Source organism: Segatella paludivivens DSM 17968 = JCM 13650, assembly GCF_000373185.1.
Taxonomy (GTDB): Bacteria; Bacteroidota; Bacteroidia; order Bacteroidales; family Bacteroidaceae; genus Prevotella; species Prevotella paludivivens.
Window position 1 is genome coordinate 1 of record NZ_KB890628.1, and the last position, 15,678, is coordinate 15,678.

Below are 15,678 nucleotides of genomic sequence, written 5' to 3' on the forward strand. Positions count from 1 at the left end.
CAGGCTCAATATAATGTAGCAGCTGATTTTAGGATTGACAGAAATCTTATTGGAAATGCCGTCACATACAATCAGTCAAATGGTGTATATACTTATCAGCCACGTAATATAAATGGCAACTGGACCGGTTCTGTAAGTAATGGATTCTCAATGGCACTTGATAAGGATAGACTATGGAACTTGGAGAATAATGCCAGTTTCAACTTCAATCGCAATGTAGACTTTGTAACGCTTGCAGGAAGTGCTGATTACCAGATTAGCAAGGTGAACAATATCTATGTTACAGATGGACTGAAGCTTACGATGCAGAAGAATAAGTTTCGTGCTGCGTTGCTTGGCAATATGGAATGGCACAATTCCGTAAGTCTTAGCAACAACTTCTCTACAATGAATGTATTTGATTTTAATTATGGTATGACAGCCACTTATGTGTTACCTCTTAATATCGGAATTTCTACAGACTTGAAGATGTATTCACGCCGAGGTTATAGTGAAAGCGTTGCCAATACCAACTATGTAATTTGGAACATGTCTTTGTCGCGAAGTTTTATCAAAAACAAACTTGACGTACGTGTGATAGGGTATGATCTGTTACAAAAAATATCAAATCATTCATTCGTAGTCAACGGACAAGGTCGTACGGAAACATTCTATAACAACATTCCTAGCTATGTAATGTTGACAGTAGGATACAAAATTAGTATCAACCCAAAATAAAGTAAAGACGATTATCTATTAATAAAAAATTGCTAAGCCCCGTTTCTTTTAATGAAATCAAAGCTTAGCAATTTATTTATATTCTTTTATAGTGATAAAAGAAAACGGTATAATCTTCAAAAGTGTTTTATTTTTTTATAACACAGAGTTGGCTAATGGAGCAGCCAGTGTATAAGTTCTTACAGCAAGCTCTTTGTCCAACATATAAATACCGAAACCATTATCCTTAATCATATCAAGTTTATCTATAATGTCTCGTGCATTATCTTCTTCTTCTACCTGCTCGTCAATGAACCATTGCAGCAGACTTTCTGTAGCATAATCATTTTTAGCCTTAGCTAAAGATACTAGGCTATTGATTTTAGCTGTAATTTCCTGTTCGTGTTTTAATGTACTCTCAAAGATCTCATGTATAGATTTCCATTCCTTAGGAACAGCATCTAAGCCTTCGAGTTCAACTCTACCATCACGACGGATAATATAATTGAATAAAATTTTAGCATGATCCTGTTCTTCCTTAAATTGGACTTCAAACCAACTTCCCATACCCGTATAGCGAATGGAATGACAATAAGCAGCCATAGATAAGTATAAATAAGCTGACCACATCTCTACATTGACTTGCTCATTAAGAGCTTTTTCAATTTCTTTATTCAACATAAACTTCCTCCTATTTTATTTATATTATTGTTAATAACAATCTTGAAATTAACAGTCATCGCATCTGGCAACACATATCGTTGCCTAGAGTGAAATCACTTTCTCAAAGATATATATAAAAAACAGATAGTAATTAAAAATGTCACATAATTAGATGTTTTTAACTGTTTTTTATTTTAAAATATAATGATGGACTCAACTTATCTGTATAAAATTAAGATATTTTTGATAAAAACGCAAGCATTCCATTCTGTAGATATTATGAATTTCCCTTTTACTACTGTAGAAAACTAGATGCTAAATACTTTTTCCTCTAAATTCTTTAAAAATTCATTCGTGGTAAGGTTTCTAAGATCTAAATGTAGTTTTTTATAAATTAATATCGTAAATTTGCATTTTATAGTCAGATACCACATTATATAAGATGAAAGAACTTTTGATATTTTATTTCTCAGGCACTGGAAATGCACGACAAGTTGCAGAATGGATGAAAGAAGATGTTATGGAGAAAGGAGTAAAATGCTCTCTCTATGACATTACACAGCTGAATATTAATGAAATCACAATAGATAATGATGCCCATATTGGACTAATCTCTCCGGTACATGGTTTTAACTATCCACCTATAATGCTCAATTTCATCAGTAGATTTAAATATGGACATAACAAAGTGATATTAATGAACACTAGAGCCGGAATGAAAATAGGAAGTGTCGTGACACCAGGAATCACAGGTATTGCCTTCTTGTTATCAGCAATGATATTAAGCATTAAAGGCTACAAGGTCATTGGAATGGTGCCATTTGATATGCCATCTAATTGGCTGTCGCTGCATCCGGCCTTGAGAGGAAAAGCTGTGGATTATATCTTTGAGAAAAATCATCAGAGGGTGAATAAACATAGTCTAAGGCTGATTAAGAATGAACATGATTTCACTGCTCTACGCGAAATCGTCCAAGATCTACTCATATCACCAATAGCTTTGCTTTATTACGCTATAGGCCGTTTTTTCATTGCTAAAACCTTTTATGCGTCTCATACCTGTCTACATTGTGATATGTGTATTAAGCGCTGTCCAAAACATGCGATAATTAAGAAATCAGGACATCCTTATTGGACCTTCAAGTGTGAGAGTTGCATGAAATGTATGAATATCTGTCCAGGAAGGGCTATAGAGACGTCTCACGGACTTGTAATGATGACAGTACTATGCACGCTTCTTCTTTCTTCTTCAGCCCTATATGCAATGCTTCCATCAATATTCGACAATGCACAGGTAAGTTTTATCACTATCAACGTTTTCCTATTCATTCTGATGGGGCTGCTGTATCGCATACAGCACGTTCTGATTATGTATAAGTTCACTGGCAAGCTTATACATATATTCTCTCTCACGCACTTTAAATGGTGGGGAAGATACAGAAGAAATGGAAGATTATAATAACCAATATAAGCAGATATAATATTAACGCGTTGGCAATATTTGGACAACGGAAAATTGATGATTCTTAAAATAGAAGTTTTCCATATAGAAAAGGAAACTTTATATCGTAGGAATAGAAACTTTATATCGAAAGAACGGAAACTTTACGTCGAAGGAATGGAAACTTTATGTCGTAGAAATGCAGACGTTTGATCGTAGAAATGAAATACAGGGTCTTTAAATGCTGTTTTTTACTACAGTAAAAATGGATTTTAAGTATAACGTATTTAGAAATCAGGGTATAAATTATAGTACTTACTTTATTTTTTTATTGATGATTTAAGTCATTTTTCCCCCTATAGTTTTTGAAAATAAATAGCGTCAAAGCGTCTAATGATTGTGTGTCAGTCTGTTAGAAAGTTTTTTGGGGTAGGAGAGGTGTATGTCAAGAGACACTATTTTATGCGTTTTATCGATGAAATGCAAAATCGGAATAATTTAGAGGTGATTTTATACTGTGCAAAAACATGTATTTTGGGTAGAAAATTGATGATTATGAAAGAAAAGCTGATTTTGTCGTTCAAAAAATAGATGAAACTTAACATGAAACATGATTTCATGTTAAAGCACATCTAAGTTGCTGATAGTAAGTTTGTCTTCGTTTAAAAGCTTGTATCATTATTAAAAAATACGTCGTAATCCAACATGTTTAGTTAAATTACGACGTTGTTCTGATATAAGTTCCGAAGATTCTACTTGTTTGTTATAACAAAATCCTCTTTTGGAATTCTTACTTTCTTCATATTCACAAGCCAGTCGTTTGTTGTGTCTCTATAGCCTATAGGCATTAAAACGACACTTCTTAGTCCTTTTGATCTTAGACCTAATAGTTCATCCAAAGCGTCATTATCAAAGCCTTCCATTGGAGTGCTGTCTACTTTCAACTCAGCGGCTTGTGCCAAAGCCATTCCTAAACCAATGTAAGCCTGTCTAGCCGTGTGAGCAAAATTTTCTTCTGCTGTCTGTGGCAGATACAGAGCTTTAAGTTTCGTCGTATAAGAGCCGAAACGTCCTCTTGGTAAACCTCTTTCGTCTGTGATATAATTGTAAATATCATCAATTCTCTTTTCTGTGTACTTATCCCACGCAGCAAAGACTAAAAGATGCGAACATTGAGCAATATTCTTTTGATCCATAGCAATAGGAACAATCTTTTCTTTTAGTTTCTGATCGTTAATAACGATTATTCTAAATTGTTCTAAACCAGAAGAGGTTGGTGCTAAACGTGCTGCTTCTATAATTTTATCGACGTTTTCCTGATCTACCTTCTTTGTAGAATCATAAGCTTTTGTAGCGTATCTCCATTTTAAATTATCTAATAGTGCCATATATGTTAATTTATAAGTTATATGACAAAGATATATATCTTTTTTTTAATCGCCAAGATATTTCTGTTATAATTAATAAAAGACTCATGTTAATAATTTTTTATGAGCGCCCCGTCAACTCAAAAACATTATACAATGTCGTGTGCCACAAAACTTTTTTACATGCTTTTTGGGAAAGCATCATAATAACACTTGGTATCATAGCATTACAGACTCTTTGATAAAAATATTAGCTTATTTCCTTATTCTCAACATGTAGTAATAATGCAGATTGAATCTAACTGTTTTTTATTTTTTCTCAATAATATGTCTTTAATCTTTCTTTGTCTGACAATCTTTTAGTAATTTTGCATCGCTTTTAAATTTATTTAGTGACTGGAATAGTCGCAGTGGATGTCAGAATAACAATTTGAATGTATATATATATAAAGTGAGATGACGAAATACAATATTAAGGAAAAGTCGGAGAAAAGAGCAAACTATCGTAGTTTTATGAATCCTAGTGTGAAAGATGAATTACAGGAGAAAATTCGTGTGAAAATTATCCTTGAAGAAAAGTATAAGGACAAAGATTATAGCGCAAAGAAATTGGCAGAGGACTTGGGTACTAACGTAAGATATATTTCTGCGGTATGCGCTGAACGTTTCTATATGAGCTATTGCGAATTGGTGAATTATTATCGCGTTAATGAAGCTATGACAATGCTAATAGACAGAAGATATACAAAGATGAGAGTAGAAGATATCAGTGAAATGGTAGGATTCTCAAATCGTCAGAGCTTTTATGTGGCTTTTTACCGCTTGCGCGGAATGACTCCACGTCAATATAAAATGCAATATATCAGAAATCATCCTGAATTATTGAGAGAACTTGCTGTGAAAGGTCGTCAACGCAAAACAGCATAAAAAATTTTGTGTAATCGGGATTTTTAGAGTACCTTTGCTTACTCAATTGTACTCAATAAAACAAGTATGAAAGATATTAAGAAAATAGTTCTTACAGGTGGACCTTGCGCTGGCAAGACTACTGCTTTGGTGAAGGTTATAGAGCATTTCTCTAGTTTGGGATATAAGGTATTCACTATTCCTGAGGTGCCTACAATGTTCAGTCAGTCAGGAATGGACTATCTAACAGACAATAAAGATTTTTTTTACCAGGGCGAGAAAGCCACTCTGGAAGTTCAGCTTGATCTAGAAGATAAATTCCAGCTCATTGCAGAACAGTGCACTGAACCATCAATGATTATCTGTGACCGTGGGGCTATGGATATTTCTGCCTACATGAAACCAGAAATGTGGGAGAAAATAACCGCTTCAGTTGGCACAAGTACTAGTATGTTGAGAGATCATCGCTATGATGCGGTATTGCATTTGGTCTCTGCCGCTGATGGAGCTGAGAAGTATTATACGACTACTAATAACAAACAGCGCACTGAAGGACTTACATTAGCTCGTGAGCTTGATAAAAAGGTTATTAATGCATGGACGGGACATCCGCACTTGCGAGTTATTAATAATCATGAGGATTTTAATAACAAGCTGCACCGTGTGCTGAATGAAATATCAAATGTACTTGGCATTCCGCAGCCTATTGTTGAGGAAAGAAAGTATATTGTGGAATTGACTGGCGAAATACCTGGAGTTATAGAAAGTGAGATTACACAGACATATCTTGTTGCTGAACCAGGATGCGAAGTTCGTTTGCGCCGTCGTGGATGGCAGGGAAAGTATGTTTACGTGCATACAACCAAGAGACGAATCTCAGACACAGAAAAGTTAGAGACTGAACGCCCGATAAACAATAACCTTTATGTGTCACTGTTACAACAGGCTGATCCTTACAGAAACACAATAAGTAAGGTGAGAAAGAGTTTTATTTGGAAGGGACAGTATTTTGAACTTGATAATTATTTCAAGCCTGTGAAGAATTTGATGATTCTTGAAACCAAAGGTATTGCGGAACAGGAGAGCGTTAATTTTCCTCCTTTTATAAAAGTGATAAAGGATATTACAGGAAATTCAAAATATTACAATTATAATATAGCTTTAAAAGGATAGTAAATGTAAATAATTATCCTTTAATGCTATTTTGATATTCCATTTAGATCGCAAGCTGCTTTATAAGTTTGCCATTTAAATGGAATATTTTTATTGTTCCATTTTCGTATATGGCAAGAGTAGGAGAGTTGCCTCCTTTGGGGAATGTTACAGAACCAGTGTTGCAAATAGTAGTACCATCAATCTTGCAAAGTTCCCATAGGTGTGTGTGACCATATATAATAGCGTCAAAGTTTCCCTTTGGCAAGTTTTCCTTATTGTAGATGTGTCCGTGAGTGAGAAATAATTTATGACCTTCGTCTACAATCATCGTATAGTCGCTCATGATAGGAAAATCAAGTAACATCTGGTCTACTTCTGAATCACAGTTACCTCTTACTGCGATAATCTTGTCTGCCATAGAATTAAGATATTCAGCAATGCCCTTAGGGTCTATTCCTTCAGGTATTTCATTTCTTGGACCATAATTCAATATATCACCCATTATGCACATCATATCGCAATGCTCTGAATTGAATAGTTTCAGAGCTTCATTCAATGCTGGAAGTGAACCATGAATGTCAGATATTAATAAATACTTCATATGCTAAAGTTCTAGTCCTTGTTTGAGAATAGCTGTAGCTTTGTCTATGCTATCCTTAGAAGGAGGTTCTATGCCTTTTAAAGGGTATTCAATGTTTAGCTTGTCATATTTAAAAGTGCCAAGCGTATGATAAGGAAGAATTTCTACTCTTTCAACATTCTTCAATGTCTTGATAAATGCATTTAGCTGTGAAAGATATTCTTCTTTGTCAGTTATTCCAGGAATCAGCACGTGGCGAATCCAAACTTTCTTGCCCGTATCACTAAGATATTTGGCGCAGTCAAGGATGTTGCTGTTGCTGTGATGAGTTAGTTTGCGATGTTCGGTGTCGTTAATGTGCTTGATGTCAAGCAATATGGTATCAGTATATTTCATCAACGTCTCAAACTTGCTGAAATATGGTTCCCTTCTAGTGAAAGGTTGTGCCGATGTGTCAAGGCAAGTGTTAATACCTCGAAGTTTGGCTTTGCTAAAAAATTCTATCAGGAAGTCTATTTGAAGCAGTGCTTCACCACCACTTACAGTGATACCTCCCTCGTCACCCCAATATGACTTATATCTTTCTGCTTTATCAAGGAGCTCGTCGGCAGAGAATTCTTGTCCTTTGCCCAGTTCCCAAGTATCAGGATTGTGGCAGAACAAACATCTCATAGGACATCCCTGCAAGAAGATAATAAAACGAACCCCCGGCCCGTCAACCGAGCCGAAGGATTCTATAGAGTGAACGTTTGCTTTTGCCATATTAAAGAGTCTCGTGAGCCTGACGTGCGATAACATCCAACTGCTGTTCGCGTGTAAGGTCAATAAACTTAACTGCATATCCACTTACACGGATTGTGAAGTTCTGATATTCTTCCTTTTCAGGATGCTCCATTGCGTCTTTAAGTTTATCAATACCGAATACGTTGACATTAAGATGGTGTGCACCCTGACTGAAATATCCGTCCATAACATTTACCAATGTGTTGGCACGTTCAACATCGTCGTGGCCTAGAGCACCAGGATTTATTGTCTGTGTATTTGAAATACCGTCAAGGGCATATTCGTAAGGAAGTTTTGCAACAGAGTTCAAAGAAGCCAACAGACCGTTTTTCTCTGCTCCGTATGAAGGATTGGCTCCAGGAGCGAGTGGTGTACCTGCAGCACGACCGTCAGGCATAGCACCAGTATATTTACCATATACTACATTTGAAGTAATGGTAAGGATACTTGTTGTAGGCTCTGAGTTACGGTATGTGTGACATTTCTTAATCTTGTTCATGAATGTCTTGAGCAACCATACTGCAATCTCGTCAGCACGCTCATCGTCATTACCATAACGAGGGAAATCACCTTCTGTCTTGAATTCAATTGGGAATCCTGTTTCGTCGCGGAGAATGTTAACTTTGGCATATTTGATAGCGCAGATAGAATCAACTACATGGCTGAAACCTGCAATACCGGTAGCGAATGTACGGCGTACGTCTGTATCTATAAGAGCCATTTCTTCAGCTTCGTAGAAGTACTTGTCGTGCATGTAATGAATAAGATTCAATGTCTTTACATATACGCTAGCCAACCAGTCCATTATTGCATCAAAGCGAGGCGCAAACTCTTCGTATGTGATGACATCTCCACTGATAGGGCGGAATGCAGGACCACACTGTTCGTGAGACTTAGCATCTACACCACCGTTGATAGCATAAAGAAGAGCCTTAGCAAGATTTGCACGTGCTCCGAAGAACTGCATTTCTTTACCAGTCTGAGTTGCACTGACGCAGCAGCAGATTGAGTAGTCATCACCCCAAACAGGGCGCATGATATCATCGTTCTCGTATTGGATAGAACTTGTAGTCACTGAAATCATTGCAGCATACTTCTTGAATCCATCAGGAAGACGTTTGCTATACAATACTGTGAGGTTTGGCTCTGGTGAAGGTCCCATGTTCTCAAGAGTATGCAAGAAGCGGAAATCATTCTTTGTAACCATAGAACGACCGTCCTGACCTATACCACCAACTTCAAGAGTAGCCCAAACTGGGTCACCGCTGAACAACTGGTTGTAAGAAGGAATACGTGCAAATTTAACCATTCTGAACTTCATAACCAAATGGTCGATAAGTTCCTGTGCGTCATCTTCTGTAAGATTGCCTTCATTGATGTCGCGAGTCATATAGATGTCGAGGAAAGTAGAAACTCTACCTACAGACATTGCTGCTCCGTTCTGAGTCTTTACAGCTCCAAGATAACCGAAATATAACCACTGTACAGCCTCACGTGCATTTGATGCAGGTATAGAAATATCGAAGCCGTAGCTAGCAGCCATTTCTTTAAGTCCTTTGAGAGCCTTAATCTGCATTGAAACTTCTTCGCGAAGACGAATTACATCGTCGATCATTTCGCGGTCGCCCATGTTCTCTAGGTCGTTTTTCTTTTCCTGTATAAGGAAGTCAATACCGTAGAGTGCAACACGACGATAGTCACCTACTATACGACCACGTCCGTAAGTGTCAGGAAGACCTGTAAGGATGTGATTGTGGCGTACATGCTTCATCTCGGTTGTATATGCGTCAAAAACTCCGTCGTTGTGAGTTTTTACGTATTTAGAAAATACTTCGTGAAGTTTGTCAGCAGGTTGGTATCCGTAAGTGGTGCAAGCTTGCTCCGCCATTTTGATACCGCCATAAGGCATGAATGCTCGCTTTAATGGTTTGTCTGTTTGCAAACCAACTATTTTTTCTAGTTCTTTAGTCTTTTCTCCAATATATCCAGGTCCATAAGCGGTAAGACTTGAAACAATTTCTGTTTCCATGTCAAGTACGCCTCCTTTGGCCCTTTCTTCTTTTTGTAGATTTTTGAGTATGCCCCAGAGTTCTTCTGTTGCCTTTGTAGGCTTAGCAAGAAAACTCTCGTCACCATCGTAGCTTGTGTAGTTGTTCTGAATAAAATCTCTTACATCAACTTCAGATTTCCATTTGTTACCTTTAAAACCTCTCCATTCTGTTCTCATAATAGCGTGGGTTAAATATAATATTAATTAATCTTAATTCGCGTGCAAAGGTAATACTATTATTTTGATATACTGGTAACAATTGTTACCTCTAATATCATAAAAATAGTTAAATAGTTTGTGCGAAAGCGTAAAATGTTAGTTATTAAATAGTTATGAAAATTATCAGAAAAGAAAACTTAAAACGACTTAGAATTTAGCGAAGTTTTCTTTTTTATTTTGTAAGTTGTTGATTAATAGGCACTTAACTTTTGTTAACGTGTAAAAAGTTGTCTAAAAAGAACAACTTTGTTATATAAGTACTATCTTTGTAGGAGAATTTAAATAACTTAATCACTGGTTAATAATGATACAGACAGTAGTAAAAAGAGACGGAAGAGTAGTAGGCTTTAATGAGCAAAAGATTATGGCTGCTATCCGCAAAGCAATGCTTCACACAGAAAAGGGTGAGGACGATGAACTAATACAGAAAATCACGGATCACATATCTTTTAAGGGAAAAGACCAGATGACTGTTGAGAATATACAGGATTCTGTTGAACTGGAACTTATGAAGAGTGCCCGAAAGGATGTTGCTCAGAGATATATAGCTTATCGCAATCAGCGTAGTATTGCAAGAAAAGCCAAAACTCGTGACGTATTCATGGAAATTGTCAACATCAAGAATAACGAGGTAACACGCGAAAATGCAAACATGAATGCTGATACTCCTGCAGGAATGATGATGAAGTTTGCTTCGGAAACGACAAAACCTTTTGTTGATGATTATTTGTTATCTGAGGATGTAAGAGATGCCGTGAAGCATAATTACATACATATTCATGATAAAGATTATTACCCGACAAAGAGTCTAACTTGTGTTCAGCATCCTTTGGACAATATTCTTGAACATGGATTTGTTGCAGGTCATGGTTCATCACGTCCAGCAAAGCGCATTGAAACTGCTGCTGTACTTGCCTGTATATCTCTTGAAACATGTCAGAATGAAATGCATGGAGGACAGGCTATTCCTGCTTTTGATTTTTATCTTGCTCCTTATGTTAAAACTTCATTTATAGAGGAAGTTAAGAATCTTGAAAAACTTACCGGTAATGATTTATCTGTATTGTATCATAAGAATATTGAAGATTACATTGAAAAAACTCTTGATGGGCTTGAAGGTGATGAACGTTTGTGCCAGCATGCAATCAATAAAACTGTGAATCGTGTACATCAGGCTATGGAGGCATTCATCCATAATATGAATACTATTCACAGCCGTGGTGGAAATCAGGTTGTATTTTCTTCAATAAATTACGGAACAGATACGTCTGCTGAAGGTCGTTGTGTAATGCGCGAATTACTGAAGTCTACTTACGAGGGAGTTGGTAATGGCGAGACTGCTATATTTCCGATACAGATCTGGAAGAAAAAACGTGGTGTAAACTATCTGCCAGAAGATAGAAATTATGATATTTATAAGTTGGCTTGCAAGGTTACAGCACGTCGTTTCTTCCCTAATTTCCTGAATTTAGATGCCACATTTAATCAGAATGAGAAATGGAATGCAGATGATCCTGAACGTTATAAATGGGAAATTGCAACTATGGGATGTCGTACACGTGTGTTTGAAAACCGTTTCGGACCTAAGACTAGTATTGCTCGCGGAAACTTGAGTTTCACTACTGTTAATATCGTGAAGTTGGCAATAGAATGTATGGGTATTGAGGATAAGAATGAACGTATAAATGTATTTTTTGACAAGTTGAAAAATATCCTTGATATTACAGCAAAGCAACTTGATGAGCGTTTTCAGTTTCAGAAAACAGCTTTTGTCAAGCAATTCCCTTTGCTTATGACAAAACTTTGGATAGATTGTGATAAGTTAAATCCTGATGAAACAATAGAAAAGGTAATCAATCAAGGTACTCTTGGTATCGGATTTATTGGATTGGCTGAGTGTCTGAAAGCTCTTGTCGGTAAGCATCATGGAGAAAGCGATGAGGCTCAGAACTTAGGAGTTAAGATTATTACTTTCATGCGTGATTGCGCAAATGATTACTCCGAACTCTATCAGCATAATTACAGTATTCTTGCTACTCCTGCTGAAGGCCTTTCTGGTCGTTTCACTAAATATGACAGAAAGGAGTTTGGGGTAATCGATGGTATTACAGACCGTGAATACTATACAAACTCAAACCATGTACCTGTATATTATAAATGTTCTGCAATGCATAAGGCTCAGATAGAGGCTCCTTATCATAATCTTACACGTGGTGGACATATTTTCTATGTTGAAATAGATGGTGATGCAACACATAATCCAGATGTAATATCTAGTGTGGTAGATATGATGGATAAGTATGATATGGGATATGGCAGTGTAAACCATAATCGTAACCGTTGTATGGATTGTGGTTATGAAAATGCTGATACTGAACTTGAAGTATGCCCTAAGTGTGGAAGTACAAATATAGATAAACTGCAAAGAATTACAGGTTATCTTGTTGGAACTACAGACCGTTGGAATCATGCCAAACTGGCTGAACTTAACGACCGTGTAACACATATAAATTCAAATAAATAATTTTCTTTATAGCATCCCTCCTCAATAAGAGGAGGGATTTTTTCAATTATGATTAGTATATTAGATATAGTTCATGACACAATGGTTGACGGACCTGGTTTTCGTACGTCAATTTATTGTGCTGGTTGCCCTAATGCTTGTGTTGGTTGCCATAATCCTCAGTCATGGGATATCAACAACGGTAAGCTGATGACAACAAAAGAAATAATGGATATAATAAAAGAAGATCCGTTTGCCAACGTCACGTTTTCTGGTGGTGATCCTATGTTTCAACCTGAAGGATTTGCTGAACTTGCTGAAGCTATACGTATTGAAACATCAAAGACAATATGGTGCTTTACGGGTTTTAAATTTGAAACCTTAATTAAAAATCATGCCCAAAAGTCTTTGCTTGAAAAAATAGACGTTTTGGTTGATGGACCTTTTGTGTTGAAATTGAAAGATACAGACTTGATATTTCGTGGAAGCAGTAACCAGCGTATTATTGATGTGAAAGCATCTTTGAAAAATGAAGAAGTTGTATTGCTTGATTATGATCCAACTAGATTGTAATTAAGCAATGGACTACTCTAATTTTTAATAAATTTATCTCCCAGCATTGCTCCTGCAATAAAAACTCCAACCGCTATTTCTTCTGGAATATAATGAATTGTCACGACAAGATTTAGTATTGTCGTTTTTTATAAATGTGATTTTGGATCTACTGGTTCTTGACTTCTTGTATGAAGGTGTGGGGTAATAATACCAATGAGTATAAATGCCGTGCATACAAGTAGACCTATTGAAACTTATAGAACAGCAGCTTTTCCGTAATTAGATAGCATGTCCATTCTTGGTATAATGAGTGACCGTATTGAAGCGGCTATCATAACACCGAATGTAAATCCAAGTAACGTCTTCTTCATTTATAAAGGCATTTCATTTTTCATGAAAAACACAAATGCTGAACCTAAAGTGGTTCCTAAAAATGGTATTAATTAAGCTTATATAATTCCTTCCACAGTGTATCTTTCAATTGAATTTTGTCAGATATTTTTGTAGTCTGGAATATCTTTTAAAAATAAATATTTTTTACTAGCATAATCCATTTTGCAGCAATAGTGTTGTAGTCCGTTTGTGACTATAAGATAGTCTACGTGGAGCAACATATTGTATACTGTAATTTGGTCAAATACCTTTTGGGTTATGCTTATGTTGGGTGCCTTATATTCTATAATCATCCTAGGTTTCAACTCTGTTGAATATAATACGCTATCGGCTCTGAGTTTTTTCTCACCAACTTTTAGTTTTACTTCGTTTGCTAGTAAGCTAAGTGGATAACCTTTTTGCTCAATCATGAAGTGTATAAAATGTTGGCGTACCCATTCTTCAGGAGTAAGTGAAACATATTTTCGGCGAAGTACGTCGAAAATCGCAGGTTTATCTGGAGTTCCCGATAACTTTATTTCGTAATCTGGTAGGTTTAATGGAATCATTTTGCTATTTTTGCAAAGATAAACAAAATAATTTAAATAGAAAGATGCCTGAAAGAAAAAATACAGGAGTGTCATATGAAACGGTTATGCGCGATCTTAATGCGCGTAAGTTTTCACCTATTTATATATTAATGGGAGAAGAATCATATTACATTGATAAGATTTCTGAATTTATTGCTGAAAATGTACTTAAGCCAGAGGAAAAAGATTTCAATCAAAGTATTGTGTTTGGTGCAGATATAAGTGCAGCCCAAATTGTCGATTCGGCAAAAGGTTTTCCGATGATGTCTGAATATAGAGTGGTGATTGTTAAAGAGTCGCAGAATTTGAAGAATACAGAACCTTTAGAAAGGTATTTCAAAAATCCTGCAAAATCAACCATCTTAGTATTCTGTCACAAAAATGGCAGTATTGACAAAAGAAAGAAAATTATTCCGGCAGCTCTTGAAGGGGGAGCCGTTATTTTCGAAAGTAAAAAATTATATGATCGTGAACTTCCTGGTTTCATAGAATCATATTTGAAAAAAAATAGTGCTACCATTGATTCAAAAACAGCTCAGGTAATTGCTGAACATGTTGGAGCAGATCTTAACAGATTAACTTCAGAATTAGACAAAGTCCTAATTTCACTTTCTGATTCTGATAGGAGAGTAACAGCAGATGTTGTTGAAAAAGAAATTGGAGTTAGTAAAGAGTTTAATACTTTTGAACTTAGAAATGCAATCATAAGAAGAGATGTTTTCAAGGCAAATCAGATAATAAAATATTTTGACAGTAATCCTAAAGCTGGTTCACTCTTCTCAATTCTCCCGTTGCTCTTTTCATATTTCGAAAATTTGATGATAGCATATTATTCTCCAAATAAGATGAACGAAAATGCTGTTGCAGAATACTTGGAATTAAGAAACGGATGGGCCGCCAAAGACTATGTTACAGGTATGAGAAATTACTCCGGAATGAAAACGATGCAGATAATTTCTAAGATAAGAGAAATAGATGCTAAAAGTAAAGGGTTAGATAACCCTAATACTAGTGCTGGAGACCTAATGAAAGAGCTTATTTTCTTCATTTTGCACTAAAAAGAGTCTATTTATTGCTTATTTTGAGCTAGATGGAGTGCCCTTCAGGGGCACTTTTTTGTGCCTAAACTATTATAAACAAGTCATTTAAGTTGATTTTACCCCCTTCAAAATTCGCGTATTTTTAAATGTTCGGGCACTCGTTCAGATAATCAGAATTTTGCTGTTTTTTAGTTGTTTTGCTTTCTGATAATTTAGTGTTAACATTAGTTACGGTTTACCTTTTTAAAGTTTACGTTTTGATAATTAAGAATAGTAAATTGTATTTGTATTTACGAATCTAAATTTACTATATATTATACGTTTGTATATTGTTATATTTGGATATACAAATGTAAACATTTAGGTTTTGAATTCTATACGAATAAATATTCTGCACTGATATACAGACCATAACTTGCTAAAAATCAGCATTATAGCTAAAATTTCCATTGAAAACATCCTAATATATCACTATTTTAAAAATCAGAAGTGAATATATGCTCTTTCAGTGCTTTACAATCAACAATTAACTATATTAGAACTAATTAGTTAGCTTTTCCTTCTAAAGAAAGGCTTTGTAGTACTTTATGAATCTAAATTTGGATTTGTAATTCTAAACCATAGGCTTTTGCGTTTTGATATTTATATTTGTAAAGTTTCGAAATCAAAACCTGATGTTTAGTATGTTAAATATGCTATACAAATGTTGTTTGTTTCGATTTTTTGTTTTACTTTTGTAAAGTCAACGAAAAAAGGCA

At 35.6% G+C, this 15,678-nt stretch carries 12 protein-coding genes and 1 pseudogene; 7 read left to right on the plus strand and 6 right to left on the minus strand.

Translation table 11 applies throughout. From position 1 onward, the window contains the following. Nucleotides 1-717 (plus strand): annotated as a pseudogene (locus B045_RS15400) (outer membrane beta-barrel protein); the annotation flags it as partial. A gap of 135 nt (nucleotides 718-852) precedes the next feature. On the opposite strand, the gene B045_RS0101865 reads toward B045_RS15400, so the two are convergent. Beyond that, nucleotides 853-1,377, minus strand: a complete 525-nt coding sequence (locus tag B045_RS0101865) for a ferritin (protein WP_018462568.1) — start codon at nucleotides 1,375-1,377, stop codon at nucleotides 853-855. Between the two features lie 424 nt (nucleotides 1,378-1,801). Here B045_RS0101865 and B045_RS0101870 point away from each other — a divergent pair, with 424 nt between their 5' ends. Continuing rightward, entirely contained in the window at nucleotides 1,802-2,818 is a 1,017-nt protein-coding gene (locus B045_RS0101870) for an EFR1 family ferrodoxin (protein WP_018462569.1), read from the plus strand. A 734-nt stretch (nucleotides 2,819-3,552) separates the two neighbouring features. On the opposite strand, the gene B045_RS0101885 is transcribed toward B045_RS0101870, so the two are convergent. Further along, complete coding sequence (locus B045_RS0101885; RefSeq protein ID WP_018462572.1) at nucleotides 3,553-4,188, minus strand: NAD(P)H-dependent oxidoreductase; 636 nt, start codon at nucleotides 4,186-4,188, stop codon at nucleotides 3,553-3,555. A gap of 435 nt (nucleotides 4,189-4,623) precedes the next feature. Between B045_RS0101885 and B045_RS0101890 the strand changes: the two genes are divergently transcribed. Both B045_RS0101890 and B045_RS0101895 read left to right on the plus strand, forming a co-directional pair. After that, on the plus strand, nucleotides 4,624-5,094 hold the full coding sequence (locus B045_RS0101890) for a helix-turn-helix domain-containing protein (RefSeq protein ID WP_018462573.1): 471 nt from the start codon (nucleotides 4,624-4,626) through the stop codon (nucleotides 5,092-5,094). A gap of 66 nt (nucleotides 5,095-5,160) precedes the next feature. Then, nucleotides 5,161-6,246, plus strand: a complete 1,086-nt coding sequence (locus B045_RS0101895) for an AAA family ATPase (protein WP_018462574.1) — start codon at nucleotides 5,161-5,163, stop codon at nucleotides 6,244-6,246. Nucleotides 6,247-6,289: 43 nt separating this feature from the next. On the opposite strand, the gene yfcE is transcribed toward B045_RS0101895, so the two are convergent. Genes yfcE through pflB form a run of 3 tightly spaced genes read right to left on the minus strand, consistent with a single transcriptional unit; the run spans nucleotide 6,290 to nucleotide 9,818 of the window. After that, nucleotides 6,290-6,829 (minus strand): phosphodiesterase, encoded by a 540-nt coding sequence (yfcE, locus tag B045_RS15245; RefSeq protein WP_018462575.1) that lies wholly within the window; start codon nucleotides 6,827-6,829, stop codon nucleotides 6,290-6,292. Nucleotides 6,830-6,832: 3 nt separating this feature from the next. Further along, on the minus strand, nucleotides 6,833-7,570 hold the full coding sequence (pflA, locus tag B045_RS15250; protein ID WP_025883663.1) for a pyruvate formate-lyase-activating protein: 738 nt from the start codon (nucleotides 7,568-7,570) through the stop codon (nucleotides 6,833-6,835). 1 nt (nucleotide 7,571) lies between these two features. After that, nucleotides 7,572-9,818 carry a formate C-acetyltransferase gene (gene pflB / locus B045_RS0101910; protein ID WP_018462577.1) on the minus strand — a complete coding sequence of 749 codons (2,247 nt, stop codon included), beginning with the start codon at nucleotides 9,816-9,818 and terminating at the stop codon, nucleotides 7,572-7,574. A gap of 346 nt (nucleotides 9,819-10,164) precedes the next feature. Here pflB and B045_RS0101915 point away from each other — a divergent pair, with 346 nt between their 5' ends. Both B045_RS0101915 and nrdG read left to right on the plus strand, forming a co-directional pair. Beyond that, nucleotides 10,165-12,384 (plus strand): anaerobic ribonucleoside triphosphate reductase, encoded by a 2,220-nt coding sequence (locus B045_RS0101915; RefSeq protein ID WP_018462578.1) that lies wholly within the window; start codon nucleotides 10,165-10,167, stop codon nucleotides 12,382-12,384. A gap of 48 nt (nucleotides 12,385-12,432) precedes the next feature. Further along, on the plus strand, nucleotides 12,433-12,936 hold the full coding sequence (nrdG, locus tag B045_RS0101920; RefSeq protein ID WP_018462579.1) for an anaerobic ribonucleoside-triphosphate reductase activating protein: 504 nt from the start codon (nucleotides 12,433-12,435) through the stop codon (nucleotides 12,934-12,936). A 473-nt stretch (nucleotides 12,937-13,409) separates the two neighbouring features. Here the strand turns inward: nrdG and B045_RS0101930 are convergent, their stop codons facing one another. Beyond that, entirely contained in the window at nucleotides 13,410-13,859 is a 450-nt protein-coding gene (locus tag B045_RS0101930; protein WP_018462581.1) for a type I restriction enzyme HsdR N-terminal domain-containing protein, read from the minus strand. 44 nt (nucleotides 13,860-13,903) lie between these two features. Here B045_RS0101930 and holA point away from each other — a divergent pair, with 44 nt between their 5' ends. Then, a complete protein-coding gene (gene holA / locus B045_RS0101935) occupies nucleotides 13,904-14,938 on the plus strand; it encodes a DNA polymerase III subunit delta (RefSeq protein ID WP_018462582.1) in 1,035 nt (344 codons plus the stop codon). Nucleotides 14,939-15,678 lie beyond the last annotated feature (740 nt).

What these genes read in the sequence shown, in the direction of transcription:
- holA (WP_018462582.1), top strand. Translation starts at nt 13,904, where the DNA reads ATGCCTGAAAGAAAAAATACAGGAGTGTCATATGAAACGGTTATGCGC.
- B045_RS0101885 (WP_018462572.1), bottom strand. Translation starts at nt 4,188, where the DNA reads ATGGCACTATTAGATAATTTAAAATGGAGATACGCTACAAAAGCTTAT.
- yfcE (WP_018462575.1), bottom strand. Translation starts at nt 6,829, where the DNA reads ATGAAGTATTTATTAATATCTGACATTCATGGTTCACTTCCAGCATTG.
- B045_RS0101890 (WP_018462573.1), top strand. Translation starts at nt 4,624, where the DNA reads ATGACGAAATACAATATTAAGGAAAAGTCGGAGAAAAGAGCAAACTAT.
- pflA (WP_025883663.1), bottom strand. Translation starts at nt 7,570, where the DNA reads ATGGCAAAAGCAAACGTTCACTCTATAGAATCCTTCGGCTCGGTTGAC.
- B045_RS0101915 (WP_018462578.1), top strand. Translation starts at nt 10,165, where the DNA reads ATGATACAGACAGTAGTAAAAAGAGACGGAAGAGTAGTAGGCTTTAAT.
- B045_RS0101870 (WP_018462569.1), top strand. Translation starts at nt 1,802, where the DNA reads ATGAAAGAACTTTTGATATTTTATTTCTCAGGCACTGGAAATGCACGA.
- B045_RS0101895 (WP_018462574.1), top strand. Translation starts at nt 5,161, where the DNA reads ATGAAAGATATTAAGAAAATAGTTCTTACAGGTGGACCTTGCGCTGGC.
- pflB (WP_018462577.1), bottom strand. Translation starts at nt 9,818, where the DNA reads ATGAGAACAGAATGGAGAGGTTTTAAAGGTAACAAATGGAAATCTGAA.
- B045_RS0101930 (WP_018462581.1), bottom strand. Translation starts at nt 13,859, where the DNA reads ATGATTCCATTAAACCTACCAGATTACGAAATAAAGTTATCGGGAACT.
- nrdG (WP_018462579.1), top strand. Translation starts at nt 12,433, where the DNA reads ATGATTAGTATATTAGATATAGTTCATGACACAATGGTTGACGGACCT.
- B045_RS0101865 (WP_018462568.1), bottom strand. Translation starts at nt 1,377, where the DNA reads ATGTTGAATAAAGAAATTGAAAAAGCTCTTAATGAGCAAGTCAATGTA.